Annotated in this window: 14 protein-coding genes and 1 tRNA gene; 6 read left to right on the forward strand and 9 right to left on the reverse strand. The window is 65.9% G+C overall.

Annotated elements, in window-relative coordinates:
• Positions 1-54 precede the first annotated feature (54 nt).
• Positions 55-129, forward strand: a tRNA-Glu gene (locus LQK81_RS20900).
• A 62-nt stretch (positions 130-191) separates the two neighbouring features.
• On the opposite strand, the gene recJ is transcribed toward LQK81_RS20900, so the two are convergent.
• The 4 genes from recJ to LQK81_RS20920 form a co-directional block, all read right to left on the reverse strand.
• On the reverse strand, positions 192-1991 hold the full coding sequence (gene recJ, locus LQK81_RS20905; RefSeq protein ID WP_230808317.1) for a single-stranded-DNA-specific exonuclease RecJ: 1800 nt from the start codon (positions 1989-1991) through the stop codon (positions 192-194).
• Between the two features lie 39 nt (positions 1992-2030).
• A complete protein-coding gene (locus LQK81_RS20910; RefSeq protein WP_230808318.1) occupies positions 2031-3353 on the reverse strand; it encodes a homoserine dehydrogenase in 1323 nt (440 codons plus the stop codon).
• A 60-nt stretch (positions 3354-3413) separates the two neighbouring features.
• Complete coding sequence (locus LQK81_RS20915) at positions 3414-4631, reverse strand: LL-diaminopimelate aminotransferase (protein WP_230808319.1); 1218 nt, start codon at positions 4629-4631, stop codon at positions 3414-3416.
• A gap of 176 nt (positions 4632-4807) precedes the next feature.
• Positions 4808-5152 carry an SHOCT domain-containing protein gene (locus tag LQK81_RS20920; protein WP_230808320.1) on the reverse strand — a complete coding sequence of 115 codons (345 nt, stop codon included), beginning with the start codon at positions 5150-5152 and terminating at the stop codon, positions 4808-4810.
• 166 nt (positions 5153-5318) lie between these two features.
• Between LQK81_RS20920 and phaC the strand changes: the two genes are divergently transcribed.
• The 5 genes from phaC to sthA all read left to right on the forward strand — a co-directional run bounded on the left by phaC (position 5319) and on the right by sthA (position 11569).
• On the forward strand, positions 5319-7166 hold the full coding sequence (phaC, locus tag LQK81_RS20925) for a class I poly(R)-hydroxyalkanoic acid synthase (protein ID WP_230808321.1): 1848 nt from the start codon (positions 5319-5321) through the stop codon (positions 7164-7166).
• A gap of 376 nt (positions 7167-7542) precedes the next feature.
• The gene (sfsA, locus tag LQK81_RS20930; protein WP_230808322.1) at positions 7543-8262 is read left to right on the forward strand and encodes a DNA/RNA nuclease SfsA; all 720 of its coding nucleotides are present in this window, start codon (positions 7543-7545) and stop codon (positions 8260-8262) included.
• 29 nt (positions 8263-8291) lie between these two features.
• Positions 8292-9119, forward strand: coding sequence for a type I methionyl aminopeptidase (map, locus tag LQK81_RS20935; protein WP_230808323.1), 828 nt, complete (start codon positions 8292-8294; stop codon positions 9117-9119).
• Between the two features lie 7 nt (positions 9120-9126).
• On the forward strand, positions 9127-9972 hold the full coding sequence (radC, locus tag LQK81_RS20940; RefSeq protein WP_442967168.1) for a RadC family protein: 846 nt from the start codon (positions 9127-9129) through the stop codon (positions 9970-9972).
• Positions 9973-10120: 148 nt separating this feature from the next.
• Complete coding sequence (sthA, locus tag LQK81_RS20945; RefSeq protein WP_230808324.1) at positions 10121-11569, forward strand: Si-specific NAD(P)(+) transhydrogenase; 1449 nt, start codon at positions 10121-10123, stop codon at positions 11567-11569.
• A 16-nt stretch (positions 11570-11585) separates the two neighbouring features.
• Here sthA and LQK81_RS20950 read toward each other — a convergent pair whose 3' ends face one another.
• The 5 genes from LQK81_RS20950 to rpiA all read right to left on the reverse strand — a co-directional run bounded on the left by LQK81_RS20950 (position 11586) and on the right by rpiA (position 16438).
• Positions 11586-11981: a GFA family protein gene (locus LQK81_RS20950; RefSeq protein WP_230808325.1), complete on the reverse strand. Its 396-nt coding sequence runs from the start codon at positions 11979-11981 to the stop codon at positions 11586-11588.
• A gap of 175 nt (positions 11982-12156) precedes the next feature.
• Positions 12157-13530 (reverse strand): class II 3-deoxy-7-phosphoheptulonate synthase, encoded by a 1374-nt coding sequence (locus LQK81_RS20955; protein WP_230808326.1) that lies wholly within the window; start codon positions 13528-13530, stop codon positions 12157-12159.
• Between the two features lie 121 nt (positions 13531-13651).
• Positions 13652-15040 (reverse strand): glutathione-disulfide reductase, encoded by a 1389-nt coding sequence (gene gor, locus LQK81_RS20960; protein WP_230808327.1) that lies wholly within the window; start codon positions 15038-15040, stop codon positions 13652-13654.
• A gap of 144 nt (positions 15041-15184) precedes the next feature.
• A complete protein-coding gene (locus LQK81_RS20965; protein ID WP_230808328.1) occupies positions 15185-15721 on the reverse strand; it encodes a DUF2059 domain-containing protein in 537 nt (178 codons plus the stop codon).
• A gap of 18 nt (positions 15722-15739) precedes the next feature.
• The gene (gene rpiA / locus LQK81_RS20970; RefSeq protein WP_230808329.1) at positions 15740-16438 is read right to left on the reverse strand and encodes a ribose-5-phosphate isomerase RpiA; all 699 of its coding nucleotides are present in this window, start codon (positions 16436-16438) and stop codon (positions 15740-15742) included.
• Positions 16439-16507: the final 69 nt, after the last annotated feature.

A 16507-nucleotide genomic window follows, 5' to 3' on the forward strand; every position in this document is an offset into this window, starting at 1 on the left:
GAAGATCGACAAGCGTTGCACTATTTGCTTTTCCAGCATTACAGCCACCCGCAAGCGCCCATCGTCTAGCGGTCAGGACATCGCCCTCTCACGGCGAAAACACGGGTTCGATTCCCGTTGGGCGTACCACCCCCGGTTCCAACACTCGATCCATTCTGCGGGCAGTCCGGCAGAGCTCGCACGACGCCAATTCAGAACGCGTTTGCCGCATCACTGATGCGGAACTGCACGCGTCTGGTGCCCTGCCACTGATCGGCCGAGACGGTGCCGGCGACGTGTAGCGCCTGGCCGCGGCGGCTCAGGCAGAAGGCGCCGAGCGGTGCGTCGGCGGCGCGAAAGGCCATGCCGTCGATGCGGCTGCGGTCGGGGCCTTCCAGCGTCAGCTTCAGGTGGTTGACGCCGACCTGGCGTACGTCGACGAGCCGGTGGGCAGCGAGCGCGAAGACGGGCTGGGGATGGCCGGCGCCGTAGGGGCCTGCCTGCTCCAGCTGGTCGGCGAGCGCGATCGTGGCGCCGGAGGCCGAAAGCGCTCCGTCGATCTTCATCGTCCGCGTCGCCGTCAGTTCGCGCACGCTCTTGTCCGCCCGTTCCTCGAAGAAGCTCCTGAGCCGCCCGAGATTGGCGCGCTCCACCGTCAATCCTGCCGCCATGCCATGGCCGCCGCCCTTGACGAGGATGCCCTCCTCCACGGCGGCGCGCACCATCCGGCCGAGATCGAAGCCGTTGATCGAACGGCCCGAGCCGGTCCCCTTGCCGGAGGCGTCGAAGGCGATCGCAAAGGCCGGCCGGTGGAAGCGGTCCTTCAGCCGCGAGGCCAGGAGACCGACGACGCCCGGGTGCCAGCCGTCGCGGGCGGTCACTATGACCGAGGCGTTCTCCCCGGTGCCGTATTCCGCCGACGCCTCGGCCTCGGCTTCGGCCAGCATCGCTACCTCCAACGCCTGGCGCTCGCGGTTTAGCCCGTCCAGCTGCATCGCGATCGCCTCGGCCTGGGTATCGTCCTGCAGCGTCAGGAGCCGGCTTCCGAGAGCTGCGTCGCCGATCCGCCCGCCGGCATTGATGCGCGGTCCGACGAGGAAGCCGAGGTGATAGGGCGTCACCGGGCCGCCGATGCCGGCCTGTTTCAAAAGGGCGGCAAGACCCGGATTGGCGAGATGGCGCGCTGCCACCAGCCCCTTGACCACATAGGCGCGGTTCAGCCCCTTCAGCGGCACCACGTCGCAGACGGTCGCGAGCGCCACGAGGTCGAGCATGGCGAGAAGATCGAGGCTGCCGGCCCGGGCATCGCGGCCGCGCATCAGCCTCTGCAGCGCCACCAGCACCAGAAAGACGACGCCTGCGGCGCAAAGATGTCCCTGGCCGGAAAGGTCGTCCTCCCGGTTCGGGTTGACCAGTGCGGTGCAGGCCGGCAGGTCCTGGCCGACCTGGTGGTGGTCGATGACCACGACGTCGATGCCGCGTTCGCGGGCATGCGCGATCGATTCGAAGCTGGTCGATCCGCAGTCGACGGTGACGATCAGCTTCGCGCCCCGATCGATCAGGGTGTTGATCGCCTGCGGGTTCGGGCCGTAGCCCTCGAAGATGCGGTCGGGAATGTAGATCTCGGCATCGACGCCGAAATGGACGAGGAAGCGGTAGAGGATCGCCGAGGCACAGGCGCCGTCGACGTCGTAGTCGCCGAAGATCGCGACCCGCTCGCGCCGGGCGATCGCCGCCGCGATGCGCTCGGCCGCCGCCTCGCAGTCGGTCATGCGATAGGGATCCGGCATCAGCCGGCGGAGCGTCGGGTCGAGAAACTCCAGCGCCTCGTCAAAGCCGACGCCGCGGCCAGCGAGTACGCGGGCGATCAGGTCGGGGATGCCGTGCGTCTGGGTCATCGCCAGCGCCCGGTTCTCGCCGGCCTGGTCGAGGCGGGCGATCCAGCGCTGCCCGGTGGCCGATTGCTCAACCCCGAGGAAGGCGCGCTGGACGGGGTCGACCTCCTGGTTCATCACTCTCCTTGGCGGCGCGGCGCTGCCACCGCGCGTTCGTCAGGCGGTCTTCGGCCGCTCGATGCGGATCACCTGCGCCTCACCGGCGAGATAACCCTCCCCGGTGATCGCCGCCACCGCGCGGCGGACGCTGTCCTCCATCGTCGCATGGGTGACGAGGATGATCGTCTTCGGTTCGGCCGCCTCGCTGTGATGCTTCGAATGCTGGACGATCGATTCCAGCGAGATGCCGTTCTCGGCCATGTGGCCGGCGATGTTGGCGAACACCCCTGCCCGGTCCTCGACCGTCATGCGGATGAAATAGCCGCCGTGGTGTTTGCGGATCTGCGCGCGCTTGTAGGGCGCCAGCGAGGCCGCCGGCCGGCCGAGCACGGGCACCATCTGGGCACCCGGGCGGCTCTTGGCGATGTCGGCGATGTCGCCGAGCACGGCGGACGCCGTCGCATTGCCGCCGGCGCCGGGGCCGACCATCAGGAGTTCGCCGAGGATGTCGCTCTCGATCGCCACCGCATTGGTGACGCCGTCGACCTGGGCGATCTCGGATTCGATCGGAACCATGGTCGGGTGAACCCGCTGCTCGATGCCGGTATCGGTCTTCTGCGCGACGCCGAGGAGCTTGATGCGGTAACCGAGGTCGGCGGCGGCACGGATGTCCTCGATCGAGATGTTGCTGATGCCCTCGAGATAGATGTCGTCGGCCGAGATCCGGTTGCCGAAAGCGAGTGTCGTCAGGATGGAGAGCTTGTGCGCGGTGTCGTTGCCGTCGATGTCGAAGGCAGGATCCGCTTCGGCATAGCCGAGCCGCTGCGCCTCCTTCAGGCAGTCGGCAAACGACAGCCCCTCCTTCTCCATCTTGGTCAAGATGTAGTTGCAGGTGCCGTTCATGATGCCGTAGACGCGGGAGACGACGTTGCCGGTCAGAGATTCGCGCAGCGCCTTGATGACCGGAATGCCGCCGGCCACCGCCGCCTCGTAGTTGAGCAGGCAGCCGCGCTCCTCGGCGATCGTCGCAAGCTCGACACCGTGGGCTGCCAGCAGCGCCTTGTTCGCGGTGACCACATGCACGCCGCGCGAGAGCGCCGCCTTGACGGCCGCAAGGGCCGGATCGCCGGCGCCGCCCATCAGTTCCACGAAGACGTCGATCTGCGGGTTTTCGGCCAGCGCCACCGGATCGTCGAACCAGGCGACGCGGGAGAGGTCGACCCCGCGGTCGCGCTTCCTGTCGCGGGCGCTGACGGCGACGATTTCGATCGGGCGCCCGCAGGTCGAGGCCAGGCTTTCGCGGCGTTCGACGAGGATGCGGGCGAGCGAGGCCCCAACGGTACCCAAGCCCGCTATGCCGATCTTGAGGGCATCAGCCATGATGAAAAGTCCTATCGATATGGATTGTGCCCACCGGCGAAGACCGGCGGGCCAAGGAGATCAGCGGTGGGCGTTCAGCGAGATGACGTTGTGCATCGTCTCGTCGGCCGACGACAGGAAGCGCTTGATGTTGCGGGCCGCCTGACGGATCCGGTGCTCGTTCTCGACCAGCGCGATGCGCACGTAGTCGTCGCCCTGCTCGCCGAAGCCGATGCCGGGCGCAACCGCCACGTCGGCCTTCTCGACCAGGAGCTTGGAGAACTCCAGGCTGCCGAGATGGCGGAACTTTTCGGGAATCTTCGCCCAGGCGAACATAGTAGCGGCCGGCGGCGGCACCTCGAATCCGGCCTTGCCGAAGGTGTCGACCATCACGTCGCGGCGGCGCTTATAGATGCTGCGCACCTCGGCGATGTCGGAACCGTCGCCGTTCAGGGCATGTGTCGCAGCCACCTGGATCGGCGTGAAGGCGCCGTAGTCGAGGTAGGATTTCACCCGCGTCAGCGCCGCGATCAGCCGCTCGTTGCCGACGGCGAAGCCCATGCGCCAGCCAGGCATGGAGAAGGTCTTCGACATCGAGGTGAACTCGACGGTGATGTCAATCGCGCCCGGCACCTCCAGCACCGACGGCGGCGGTGCGCCGTCGAAATAGATCTCGGAATAGGCGAGGTCCGACAGCACGATGATATCGTGCTTCTTGGCGAACGCGATGACGTCCTTGTAGAAATCGAGGCTTGCCACCTGCGCCGTCGGGTTCGACGGGTAGTTCAGGATCAGCGCCAGCGGCTTGGGGATGGAGTGGCGCACGGCGCGCTCGAGCGGGCCGAAGAAGCTCTCATCCGGTTCCACCGAAATGGAGCGGATGACGCCGCCCGCCATCAGGAAACCGAAGGCGTGGATCGGATAGGTCGGGTTCGGGCACAGCACCACGTCGCCGGGTGCGGTGATCGCCTGGGCCATGTTGGCGAAGCCCTCCTTGGAGCCCAACGTCGCCACGACCTGGGTATCCGGGTTGAGCTTCACGCCGAAGCGGCGGGCGTAGTAGGCGGCCTGGGCGCGGCGCAGGCCGGGAATGCCCTTGGAGGCGGAGTAGCGATGGGTGCGCGGGTCCTGCACGACCTCGCACAGCTTGTCCACGATCGCCTTGGGCGTCGGCAGGTCCGGGTTGCCCATGCCGAGGTCGATGATGTCGGCCCCGCCCGCTCGCGCGCTCGCTTTCAAACGGTTGACCTGCTCGAAAACATATGGCGGCAGACGCCGGACCTTGTGAAACTCTTCCATCTCAGACCCCGTTGGGCACGGTCGTCGTTGCGCCCAGGGATCGGACGCCCCGCCTTCCGTGCAAATCAAGATTTCCGGTTAGGCGGGAATATGTCCGATTTGATGACACTCCGCCCACCGAAACGGTCACTTGGACCATTCAAGGCTTTGCGTCCAATCGTGCGTAAACGCAAGCGCTAATTCTGGATTTCGTTCAGCGTATCGGCCCCGTGATTCTGGGCCAGCGCATCCATCTCGGCCATCTGCCGCCGGTATTCGGCCTCCGATATCGTGCCGGCGCGCCGCTGCGCGCCAAGCCCGCTGACCCGGGCGCTGATCTTCGCCGCTTCCTCGTCGCTCATCTGGGCGGTCGCGGCCTGGACCCTTGCCGTGATGTCGGGATAGGTGGTGGAACGGTCGGCGCCGGGATTGACGGCTTGCGCATTGGTCGTCGTGGTCGATGCCGAGGTGCATCCGGCGGCAACCGCCAAGGTGCCGCAGATCGCGACCGCCGCACCAAGCCTTCTCAAATCATACGCCATGCCCATCCCGCTCCGCGCAGCCAAATACTTCCGGTCCGGCGGCGCGCTGCCGCCCCGTCCGGACGGCGCCCGCCTTCAAGGTGGCGCCGAAGAACTCTATGGCCCTTTTATTCTTTTTCCGGCAGGATGTAAAAACGGAACTAACAAGAAAATCCGGAGGAAACGGGTGAGCCAGGAGAAGGACGGCGACACGCGCGAGGCAGCCGGGTTTGCAGGTTTCGACCCCAAGACGATCGAACCCTACGTCGTCAGGAATCCCGAGGCACTCGCAGTCAATCTGGCCCGAACGGTCGAACAGCTCGGCCGCGCCGCATCGGCCTGGCTGGCCCCGCGCGAGCGGGGCGAGAAGGTCGATACCGTCGCAGACCCCGTCGTCGACATGGTCAAGACCCTGTCCAGGGTCTCCGAATACTGGATCTCCGATCCGCGGCGAACGCTGGAGGCGCAGACCCACCTGTTCGGCAGCTATTTCGGCATCTGGACGCGAACGCTGCAGAAGCTCGGCGGCGAGGCCGAGCCCGTCCCGGACGATGCCCGGCACGCCGCGGACAAGCGATTCGCCGACGAGGACTGGGCACGGAATCCCTTCTTCGACTTCCTGCGCCAGGCCTATTTCGTCACCTCCGACTGGGCGGAGAAGATGGTGTCGGAGGCCGAGGGGCTGGACGAGCACACGCGGCACAAGGCCGCCTTCTACGTCCGCCAGATCACCAGCGCCCTGTCGCCGTCGAACTTCGTCACCACCAATCCGCAGCTCTACCGCGAGACGGTCGCCAGCAACGGCGAGAACCTCGTGCGCGGTATGCGGATGCTGGCCGAGGACATCATGGCCGGCAAGGGCGACCTGAAGCTCCGGCAGACCGATACCAGCAAGTTCGCCGTCGGCGAGAACCTGGCGGTGACGCCGGGCAAGGTCATCGCCCAGAGCGACGTCTGCCAGGTGATCCAGTACGACGCCACCACCGAAGACGTGCTCAAGCGTCCGCTGCTGATCTGCCCGCCGTGGATCAACAAATTCTACGTCCTCGACCTCAACCCGCAGAAATCCTTCATCAAATGGGCGGTGGACCAGGGCCACACGGTGTTCGTCATCTCCTGGGTCAATCCGGACGAACGGCATGCCCGCAAGGACTGGGAGTCCTACGCCCGCGAAGGGATCGATTTCGCGCTCACGACGATCAAGCAGGCCTGCGGCGAGGACGAGGTCAACGCGGTCGGCTATTGCGTCGGCGGCACGCTGCTTGCGGCCACGCTCGCCTTGCATGCGCAGGAGGGTGACAAGCGCATCCGCTCGGCGACGCTGTTCACGACGCAGGTCGACTTCACCCATGCCGGCGATCTGAAGATCTTCGCCGACGAGGACCAGATCGCAGCGCTCGAGCAGGGCATGGCGGCGGTCGGCTATCTCGACGGCTCGAAGATGGCGAACGCCTTCAACATGCTGCGCTCGTCGGAGCTGATCTGGCCCTATTTCGTCAACAACTACCTGAAGGGCCAGGAGCCCCTGCCCTTCGACCTGCTCTACTGGAACTCCGATTCGACACGGATGCCGGCGGCCAACCACTCCTACTACCTGCGCAACTGCTACCTGACGAACAGCCTCAGCCGGGGCGAGATGACGCTCGCCGGCAAGAAGCTGTCACTGAAAGACGTGAAGATTCCGATCTACAACCTCGCGACGCGGGAGGACCATATCGCACCCGCTCGCTCCGTCTTCGTCGGCAGCAGCATTTTCGGCGGCAAGGTCACCTTCGTTCTGTCCGGTTCCGGCCATATCGCCGGCGTCGTCAACCCGCCCGACCGCAACAAGTACCAGTTCTGGACCGGTGGACCGCCCAAGGGCGAGTATGACGACTGGGTGAAATCGGCCAGGGAAACCGCCGGCTCCTGGTGGCCGCACTGGCACGCCTGGATCGAGAATCTGGACGGCCGCAAGGTCCTCGCCCGCAAGACCGGCGGCCCGCTCAACTCGATCGAGGAAGCCCCCGGCTCCTACGTCCGGATGCGGGCGTGAGGTAACTCGGCCTGACAGATTTGGCACGGGATGCGTCGGGCTGGCGCGCACCCATACCTCCCCCTTGAGGGGGGAGGTCGCCGCGAAGCGGCGGGTGGGGGTGACACGCCGCAGAACAGTGACAGACCTTTCTCGCTGCTCCCCGGATCACCCCACCCCGGCACTGCGTGCCGACCCTCCCCCTCAAGGGGAGGGTGTTCGTCGCGGCAGCCCACCGCGCCGAACCTACGAGCCGCTCGGCCGCAGGCCGCTTCCCATCGGACAATCATCTACTCGCTACTCGCCATTCCCTATTCGCTATCCCCTACCCGCCCATCTCTGCTAAGCAGCCCCCTCACCCCTACCGCCACATTCGATCCACCCATTTCGGTCCCGCATGATCTTCGATCCACCCCTGGTGCCGGCCACGCTGGTGCAGCGCTACAAGCGCTTTCTCTTCGACGCAGTCCTCGACGACGGCACGGCGATCACCGGCTCCTGCCCGAACACCGGCTCCATGCGCGGGCTGACGACGCCGGGGTCGCGCATCTGGCTTTCCGAGCACGACGGCCCCTTGCGCAAGTACCGCCACCGGTTCGAGTTGATCGAGGCCGACGGCACCGTGGTCGGGGTCAATACCGGCCTGCCGAACCGGCTCGCGGAGGAGGCGATCCGCGCCGGCCTCGTCAGCGATCTCGCCGGCTATCCCGTGGTCGAGCGGGAAAGGAAGTATGGCCGCAATTCGCGCATAGACCTGCTCTTGTCGGGCGACGGCCGCGCGCCCACCTATGTCGAGGTCAAGAACGTCCATTTCTCCCGCATCCGCGGCCTTGCCGAGTTTCCCGACACGGCGACGGCGCGCGGCGCCAAGCATCTGGAGGAACTCGGGAACGTCGCCGAGGCCGGATGCCGCGCGGTGATGCTCTACGTCGTCCAGCGCGGCGACTGCGAGCGGTTCCAGGTCTGCTCCGACCTCGACCCGGTCTATGCCGCAGCCTTCGAACGGGCGCGGTCGCGCGGCGTCGAAGCCTATGCGGTCGGATGCAGCGTCTCGGCGCTGGAAATTCGCCCCGACGCATTGATCGCCATGGACGAAACAGCCATAGCTGCTTTATGAAATCCTGAGAGACAATCGAAAGTTCGACGATGGTGACCTATATCGAAGCCTTTTCCGCGCCGATGAAGAATACCGGCGTGATCCGCCTCTACGGCAGCGAGGCGTTCGAAGGCATGCGCAAGGCCAGCCAGCTGACGGCGCGCGCGCTCGACGAAATCTATCCGCTGGTCAAGCCCGGCGTGACGACGGACGAGCTCGACCGCTTCGTGTTCGAGTTCGGCATGGACCACGGCGCCCTGCCGGCGACGCTGAACTATCGCGGCTACACGAAATCGTCCTGCATCTCGCTCAACCACGTCGTCTGCCACGGCATCCCCAACGACAAGCCGCTGCGCGAAGGCGATATCGCCAATATCGACATCACCTATATCCTCGACGGATGGCATGGCGATTCCAGTCGCATGTATCCGGTCGGCCAGATCAAGCGTTCGGCCGAGCGGCTGCTGGAGGTAACCTACGAGTGCCTGCTGCGCGGCATCGCCGCCGTCAAGCCGGGCGTGCGCACCGGCGCCATCGGCGAAGCGATCCAGAAATATGCCGAGGCGGAGCGCTGCTCGGTCGTGCGCGACTTCTGCGGCCACGGCCTCGGCCGCCTCTTTCACGATGCGCCGAACATCCTCCACTACGGCAGCGCCAACGAGGGGCCAGAGCTGAAGGAAGGCATGATCTTCACCATCGAGCCGATGATCAATCTCGGCCGGCCGCATGTGAAGGTGCTTTCCGACGGATGGACCGCGGTGACCCGCGACCGTTCGCTGTCGGCGCAGTACGAACACGCCGTGGGCGTCACCGCCGACGGCTGCGAAGTCTTCACGCTCTCGCCTGGCGGCCTCGACCGGCCCGGCCTACCCGGATAGGAACCCAATGGGCAAGGACCCCGCACCGAAGGACGAACAGTCCGCTTCTGAGGAAGCGCAATCGGCAACGGGGTATGGCAGCCTGCTTCTCGGCGACGACGAGCGCGGGCATTTCGCCGAACGCTCTGCCCGCCACGGAACGATCGGCGGGACCCGGGCGGCCGCCCCCGCCGACGTCGAGACGGCCCATTATCACGGCCACCGCGAGCGGTTGCGCAGCCGGTTCCGCGAGCACGGGGAAGCGGCGCTGGCGGACTACGAGATGCTGGAACTGCTGCTGTTCCGCCTCATTCCCCGGCGCGACACCAAGCCGATCGCCAAGGCCCTGCTCGACCGGTTCGGCACGCTCTCCGGCGTCCTCGGCGCGCCGCCGGCGCTGCTGCAGGAGGTCAAGGGCATCGGCGAGGCCGTCGCCCTCGATCTCAAGCTGATTTCGACCGTGTCGCAGCGCATGCTGAAAAGCGAACTGCGCAACAAGCAGGTGCTCGGCTCCTGGACATCCGTCATCAACTATTGCCATGCCGCGATGGCGCATGAGAGCCGCGAGCAGTTCCGGATCCTGTTTCTGGACAAGCGCAACGTCCTGATCGCCGACGAGGTGCAGGGACGCGGCACCGTCGACCACACGCCCGTCTATCCCCGCGAGGTGGTCAAGCGGGCGCTGGAGCTTTCGGCCACCGCCATCATCCTCGTGCACAACCACCCCTCCGGCGACCCGACGCCCTCGCGCGCCGACATCGAGATGACCAAGACCATCGTCGAGACCGCCCGCCCGCTCGGCATCGTCGTCCACGACCACATCATCATCGGCCGCGAAGGCCATACGAGCCTCAAGGGCCTGCGGCTGATCTGACGCCGGACAGCGTACGTTGAACGCAGGGAATTTTTCTGGCGCCGCAACATTTGCGCGAGGGCTTTGTTAAGCGATCACATAGAGGTTATAGGTACGACGGCAGAAATGCCGCAATGCAAAAGATTCTGTCCAGCTTCCGGAAGCGCCCATGCAAGAATTTGATCTCGTCGTCGTCGGCAGCGGCCCCGCCGGTCGCAGGGGGGCGATCCAGGCCGCCAAGCTCGGCCACAAGGTTCTCGTCATCGAGCAGGGAAAGCGCGTCGGCGGCGTGTCCGTGCACACCGGCACGATCCCGTCCAAGACCCTTCGCGAGACGGCGCTCAACCTGACCGGCTGGCGCGAGCGCGGCTTCTACGGCCGCGCCTACCGCGTCAAGCAGGAGATCAGCGCCGAGGACCTGCGCCGCCGCCTGCTCATCACGCTCGACCACGAGGTCGAGGTGCTGGAGCACCAGTTCGCCCGCAACCGGGTGCAACTCATCCGCGGCAAGGCGAGCTTCCTTACGCCGGAAACGCTGCAGGTCATCAAGGAAGACGGCGAGATCCTGCACGTCTCGGGCAAGAGCATCATGCTCGCGGTCGGCACCAAGCCCTACCGCCCCTTCAGCATCCCCTTCGACGGCAGGACCATCCTCGACAGCGACGAACTGCTGGAGATCGAGGAACTACCGCGCTCGCTCGCCGTCATCGGCGCCGGCGTCATCGGCATCGAGTATGCGACGATCTTCAGCGCGCTCGACGCCCAGGTCACCGTGATCGATCCGAAGTCGACGATCCTCGATTTCATCGATCGCGAGATCGTCGAGGACTTCACCTATCAGCTGCGCGACCGCAACATGAAGCTGCTGCTCGGCACCAAGGCCGAGAAGATCGAGAAGCTCGACACCGGCAAGTGCGCGATCACGCTCGACAACGGCCGCACCGTCGTCACCGACATGGTCCTCTACGCCGCCGGGCGCATGGGCGCCACCGATACGCTGAACCTGGCGGCAGCCGGGCTCGAGGCGGACGACCGCGGGCGGTTGAAGGTCAATCTGGAGACGTTCGAGACGACGGTGCCGAACATCTATGCGGCGGGCGACGTCGTCGGCTTCCCGAGCCTGGCCTCCACATCGATGGAACAGGGCCGCATCGCCGCCCGCGTCGCCGTCGGCGCCATCGCCAAGGAACCGCAGAAGTATTTCCCCTACGGCATCTATGCCGTGCCGGAAATCTCCACCTGCGGCCTCACCGAGGAAGAGGTCAAGCAGCGCGGCATCCCCTACGAATGCGGCATCGCCCGTTTCCGCGAAACTTCGCGCGGCCACATCATGGGGCTCGATTCGGGCCTACTGAAACTGATCTTCTCGCTGAAGACGCGGCGCCTGCTGGGCGTCCACATCGTCGGCGAAGGCGCGACCGAGCTCGTCCACATCGGCCAGGCGGTGCTGAACCTGAAGGGCACCGTCGAATATTTCGTCGAGAATACCTTCAACTATCCGACGCTGGCGGAAGCCTACAAGATCGCCGGGCTCGACGCCTGGAACCGCATGGGCGAGATCCGGCCTCCCGAAACCGTGGAGGCGCCGGCCGCCAAGAGCGCAACGCAGCGGAAATAGGCTGCCCGACCGCTGTTCAGTAGCCTTGCGGAAACTGGCGGGCGCCGTCCTCGATCTCGTAGTAGTCGCCCTTGTCGGCGCAGAAGATGTGGAAGCCGATCTTCAATCCAGTGGGCCGGTCGAACGCGCCGGCCATGATCGAGGTGTGGCCGGAGCCGTCGCCCTTCCAGAACAGCGCAGAGCCGCAGGTCCGGCAGAAGCCGCGGCCGGCCATGTCGCTGGCCCTGTACCAGGTGACGTTGTCGGCCCCCTCGATCTCGAGGTTCTCGTCCTTAACGTTGGTGGCGGCATAGAAATGGCCGGACTGGCGGCGGCACTGGCTGCAATGGCAGGCGATCACCTCGCGCAGCGGCGCGGTCGTGCGGAAGCGGACGCCGCCGCAGAGGCATTGCCCGGTGTGGATCTCGGCCATGGGCTCCCCTTCCAGCCTTCTTTCCAGGTTCCGTCGTACCGGACATGCACAACCGGACACGCACAAAAAGAACCGGGCCAGCTTCGGCAGCCGGCCCGGTCCTGTCAAATTCAGAAAATTCATCAGTCTTTTCAGTGCCGCTGATGGACGGCACCAAAGCATGAACGAAAGGCGATCAGCCGTTCACCACCATGCGTTTTTCGTCCAGGCTGCTCTTCAGCCGCTCGGCCAGGAGGAAGGCCAGCTCCAGCGCCTGGTCCGCGTTGAGGCGCGGATCGCAATGCGTGTGATAGCGGTCGCCCAGGTCGGCGCCGGACAGCGCGCGGGCGCCGCCGGTGCACTCGGTCACGTCCTTGCCGGTCATCTCGATGTGGATGCCGCCCGGATGGGTGCCCTCGGAACGGTGGATCTGGAAGAAGCTCTCGACTTCCGACAGGATCCGTTCGAAGGGACGGGTCTTGTAGTTGTTGAGCGTGATCGTGTTGCCGTGCATCGGATCGCACGACCAGACCACTTTCTTCCCCTCCCGCTCGACCGCGCGGATGAGGCGCGGCAGGTTCTCGGCAACCTTGTCATGGCCGAAGCGGCAGATCAGCGTCAGCCGGCCGGCCTCGTTCGCCGGGTTGAGGGCGTCGATGAGCTCGATCAGGCCGTCGGCCGTCAGCGACGGACCGCACTTCAACCCGATCGGGTTCTTGATGCCGCGGCAGTATTCCACATGCGCGTGGTCCGCCTGGCGCGTACGGTCGCCGATCCAGATCATGTGGCCGGAGGTCGCATACCAGTCGCCGGAGGTCGAATCGACGCGCGTCAGCGCCTGCTCGTAGCCGAGCAGCAGCGCCTCGTGGCTGGTGAAGAAATCGGTCTCGCGCAGGCTCGGCTGGTTCTCGGCGGTAATCCCGATCGCCTTCATGAAGTCCATCGTCTCGGAGATCCGGTGCGCCAGCTTGCGGTAGCGCTCGGCCTGCGGGCTGTCCTTGACGAAGCCCAGCATCCACTGATGCACGTTCTCCAGGTTGGCGTAGCCGCCCATGGCGAAGGCGCGCAGAAGGTTCAGCGTCGCGGCCGACTGCCGGTAGGCCATGATCTGGCGCTCCGGATTGGGGATCCGGGCCTCTTCGGTGAACTCGATACCGTTGATGATGTCGCCGCGGTAGGACGGCAGCGTCACCTCGCCCTGCTTCTCGACGTTCGACGAACGCGGCTTGGCGAACTGCCCGGCGATGCGGCCGACCTTGACCACCGGCTGCTGCGCGCCGAAGGTCAGGACCACCGCCATCTGCAGGAAGGCGCGGAAGAAGTCGCGGATCGTGTCGGCGCCGTGCTCGGCGAAGCTCTCGGCGCAATCGCCGCCCTGCAGCAGGAAGCCCTTGCCGTCCGCCACATTGGCCAGCGCGCTCTTCAGGCGCCGGGCCTCGCCTGCGAAGACGAGCGGCGGATAGGAGGCGAGCTGCTCCTCGGTTGCGGCAAGCGCCGCAGCGTCCGGGTAGTCCGGCACCTGCTGGATCGGCATCTGCCGCCAGCTGTTCGGAGTCCAATTCTGTGCCATCTTGTTCACCTGGTTCGGGGCATGCGTGACGCATTGTCCGCACACCTGCTTTCTTTAGGATGCGGGCTTATAAACCGGAAAGCCCCGCTTGCCTAGCGGGGCATGGCGGGGATCGGCCCGTTCAGATCCGCTCGCCGTTCAGGATCCGGTAGCTCGGCTGGTACATGGTCACCAGTTCTTCGGCCGCGGTCGGATGCACCGCCATCGTGCGGTCGAAGTCGTCCTTGGTGCAGCCCGCCTTCAGCGCGATGCCGAGCAGTTGCGCCATCTCGCCGGCGTCGTGGCCGAGCACGTGCACGCCGAGGACCCTCCGGTCCGCTGCGTTGACGACGATCTTCATGATCGTGCGCTCCTGCCGGCCCGACAGCGTCGCCTTCATCGGCCGGAACTCGGCGCGGTAGACCTCCAGCTCGGCAAAGGCCTTTGCCGCCGCTTCCTCGCTCATGCCGACCGTGCCGATCTCCGGCTGCGAGAACACCGCCGTCGGGATCAGGTCGTGATCCGGCGAGGTCGGCCGGTCGCGGAACACGGTCTCGATGAAGCACATCGCCTCGTGGATCGCCACCGGCGTCAGCTGCACGCGGTCGGTGACGTCGCCGATGGCGAAGATGCCGGGAACGTTCGTGCGCGAATATTCGTCGACGACGATCGCGCCCCGCGGGTCGGTCCGGACGCCGGCGGCCTCCAGCCCGAGATCCGTGGTGTTGGGCACCCGCCCGAGCGCCAGCATGACCTGGTCGACGACCAGCTCGTCGCCCTTCAGCGTCCGCACCTGCCGCCGGCCGTCCGCGCCTTCGACGATCTCCTGCACGATGTCCTCGCAGAGGATGCGGATGCCCTTGCCGACCATCGCCTTGTGCAGCCCCTGGCGCATGTCGTGGTCGAAGCGCGACAGGATCTCCTTGCCGCGGTAGATCAGCGTCGTCTCGACCCCGAGGCCGTGGAAGACGTTGGCGAATTCGACGGCGATGTAGCCGCCGCCGGCGATCAGAATGGATTTCGGCAGTTCCGGCAGGTCGAAGGCTTCGTTGGAGGTGATGCAGAGCTCGTGCCCCGGCAGGTCCTTGTGCGGCGACGGATGGCCGCCGGTGGCGATGAGGATGCGCTCCGCCGTCACCAGCCTGTCGCTCGCCGAGAGCCTGAGCGTGTTCGGACCGACGAGCACCGCCCGCGTATCGAGGATCTCGGCGCCGGCAGTGTCCAGCCCCTTGCGGTAGAGCCCCTCCAGCCGCGTGATTTCCTGCTCCTTGGCGGCGACCAGCGCCTTCCAGTCGAAGCGCGTCTCGCCGACGGTCCAGCCGAAACCGGCTGCATCCTCGAAATGCTCGCCGAATTGCGAGGCATAGACATAGAGCTTCTTCGGCACGCAACCGCGGATGACGCAGGTGCCGCCGTAACGGAATTCCTCGGCGATCGCCACCTTCTTGCCCATGGCAGCGGCCAGCCGCCCGCTTCTGACGCCGCCCGAACCGCCGCCGATCACGAAGAGGTCATAGTCGAAAGCAGGCATCGGGCGCTCCGGATTGCAGTTGGACGGGATGGTACCGCGCGGGCAATGCTCGCGACACGACCGAGATATAGGTGCTGCCGGGGCCAAAAGAAAAGCCCGGATCGCTCCGGGCTTCATAAAACCGATACGGGAAGGCCTCAGCCCTTACTGCGGCTGCTGCTGCCCCTCGGCCTTCTTCTGCGCGCCGATTTCGGCCTCGAGCTTCTTGTCGCTGTTGACGGCGAGGTCGCGCGAGATGCCGGCAGCCCAGATGTCGGCGGCCTTCATCACTTCGCGGGCGGCGAGCGGGCCGGACTGCAGGAGCTTCTTGCCGGCTTCCGAGCCGTAGAAGGCGGCGATCGCGTTCAGCTCGTCGACGGTGAAGGTCTTGGCATAGATGTTTGCGACTTCGCGCTCGAGGTCGGCGCGGCGCGGCGCCAGCGCCAATGCTTCCTCGTCGACGGTCTTGTTGATCAGGTCGCCGAAATTCGGCGACGACTGGATGAGCGTGCCCTTCAGCTGCTCGGCGATCTGCGGCAGGATGGCGTCGAACTGTCCGGTCGCGTTCAGCGCGGTCATCGCCGCCCGGGCGGCCGTGACCTGTTCCGGCGTTGCGTCCTGCGCCATCACGGAACCCGCGAAGGCGACCGAAGCGACGAGCGTTGCGGCAAGGGTACGGCCAAAGCCGGCAAAAATGGTCATTTTGGTCATTGCTCCTGTCTAAGTGTCCGCTTTCAGCGTCCGCGCACCTGCCGGCCCGGCAATGATGGCAATCGACGCCATGTTGATGAACAGACCGTGTTCCACGACGCCCGGTATCGCGTTCAAGGCACTTGCAAGCGCCTCTGCATCAGGAATACGGCCAAATGATGCGTCCAGAATATAGTGTCCGCCGTCGGTCGTGAAGATGCCGTCGCCCAGCCGGCGCGGCTCGATGGCGCCGGTAAGCCCGAGCCTTGCGGCCAGCTTCTCGATGGCGATACGGGTGGCGACCATGCCGAAGGGGTTGACCTCAATCGGCAGCTTGAAGGCGCCCAGCGTCTCGACCACCTTGGTTTCGTCGGCGATCACGATCATGCGGCTGGATGCGCTTGCGACGATCTTCTCGCGCAGCAGAGCACCGCCGCCGCCCTTGATCAGGCGCAACTGGCCGTCCACCTCGTCGGCGCCGTCGATGGTGAGGTCGAGTTCCGGGAGTTCGTCCAGCGACATCAGGGGAACGCCGAGTTCGACGCAGAGGCGCGCCGTGCGCTCGGAGGTCGGAACGCCGACGACCGACATGCCGTTCGCCACCCGCTCGGCCAGCAACCGCACGAATTCCTCCGCGGTCGATCCCGTGCCGATGCCGAGGCGCATGCCGTCCTCGACATGGGAGAGCGCCGCGGCGGCGGCCTTGATCTTCATTTCGCGGGCGTCCATCCGCCTCAGCTCCTCTAGAAAACCCTGCCGTGACCCGGCAGATATCCGGATCGACACTTACACGCCATC

The sequence above is a fragment of the Rhizobium sp. GN54 genome (genome assembly GCF_021026345.1).
Taxonomy (GTDB): Bacteria; Pseudomonadota; Alphaproteobacteria; order Rhizobiales; family Rhizobiaceae; genus Mycoplana.

Coding starts and splice junctions, on each gene's coding strand:
- LQK81_RS20915 (WP_230808319.1), bottom strand. CDS start 4,631: ATGGAAGAGTTTCACAAGGTCCGGCGTCTGCCGCCATATGTTTTCGAG.
- recJ (WP_230808317.1), bottom strand. CDS start 1,991: ATGAACCAGGAGGTCGACCCCGTCCAGCGCGCCTTCCTCGGGGTTGAG.
- sthA (WP_230808324.1), top strand. CDS start 10,121: ATGCAAGAATTTGATCTCGTCGTCGTCGGCAGCGGCCCCGCCGGTCGC.
- LQK81_RS20910 (WP_230808318.1), bottom strand. CDS start 3,353: ATGGCTGATGCCCTCAAGATCGGCATAGCGGGCTTGGGTACCGTTGGG.
- LQK81_RS20920 (WP_230808320.1), bottom strand. CDS start 5,152: ATGGCGTATGATTTGAGAAGGCTTGGTGCGGCGGTCGCGATCTGCGGC.
- LQK81_RS20965 (WP_230808328.1), bottom strand. CDS start 15,721: ATGACCATTTTTGCCGGCTTTGGCCGTACCCTTGCCGCAACGCTCGTC.
- sfsA (WP_230808322.1), top strand. CDS start 7,543: ATGATCTTCGATCCACCCCTGGTGCCGGCCACGCTGGTGCAGCGCTAC.
- map (WP_230808323.1), top strand. CDS start 8,292: ATGGTGACCTATATCGAAGCCTTTTCCGCGCCGATGAAGAATACCGGC.
- gor (WP_230808327.1), bottom strand. CDS start 15,040: ATGCCTGCTTTCGACTATGACCTCTTCGTGATCGGCGGCGGTTCGGGC.
- rpiA (WP_230808329.1), bottom strand. CDS start 16,438: ATGGACGCCCGCGAAATGAAGATCAAGGCCGCCGCCGCGGCGCTCTCC.
- radC (WP_442967168.1), top strand. CDS start 9,127: ATGGGCAAGGACCCCGCACCGAAGGACGAACAGTCCGCTTCTGAGGAA.
- LQK81_RS20950 (WP_230808325.1), bottom strand. CDS start 11,981: ATGGCCGAGATCCACACCGGGCAATGCCTCTGCGGCGGCGTCCGCTTC.
- LQK81_RS20955 (WP_230808326.1), bottom strand. CDS start 13,530: ATGGCACAGAATTGGACTCCGAACAGCTGGCGGCAGATGCCGATCCAG.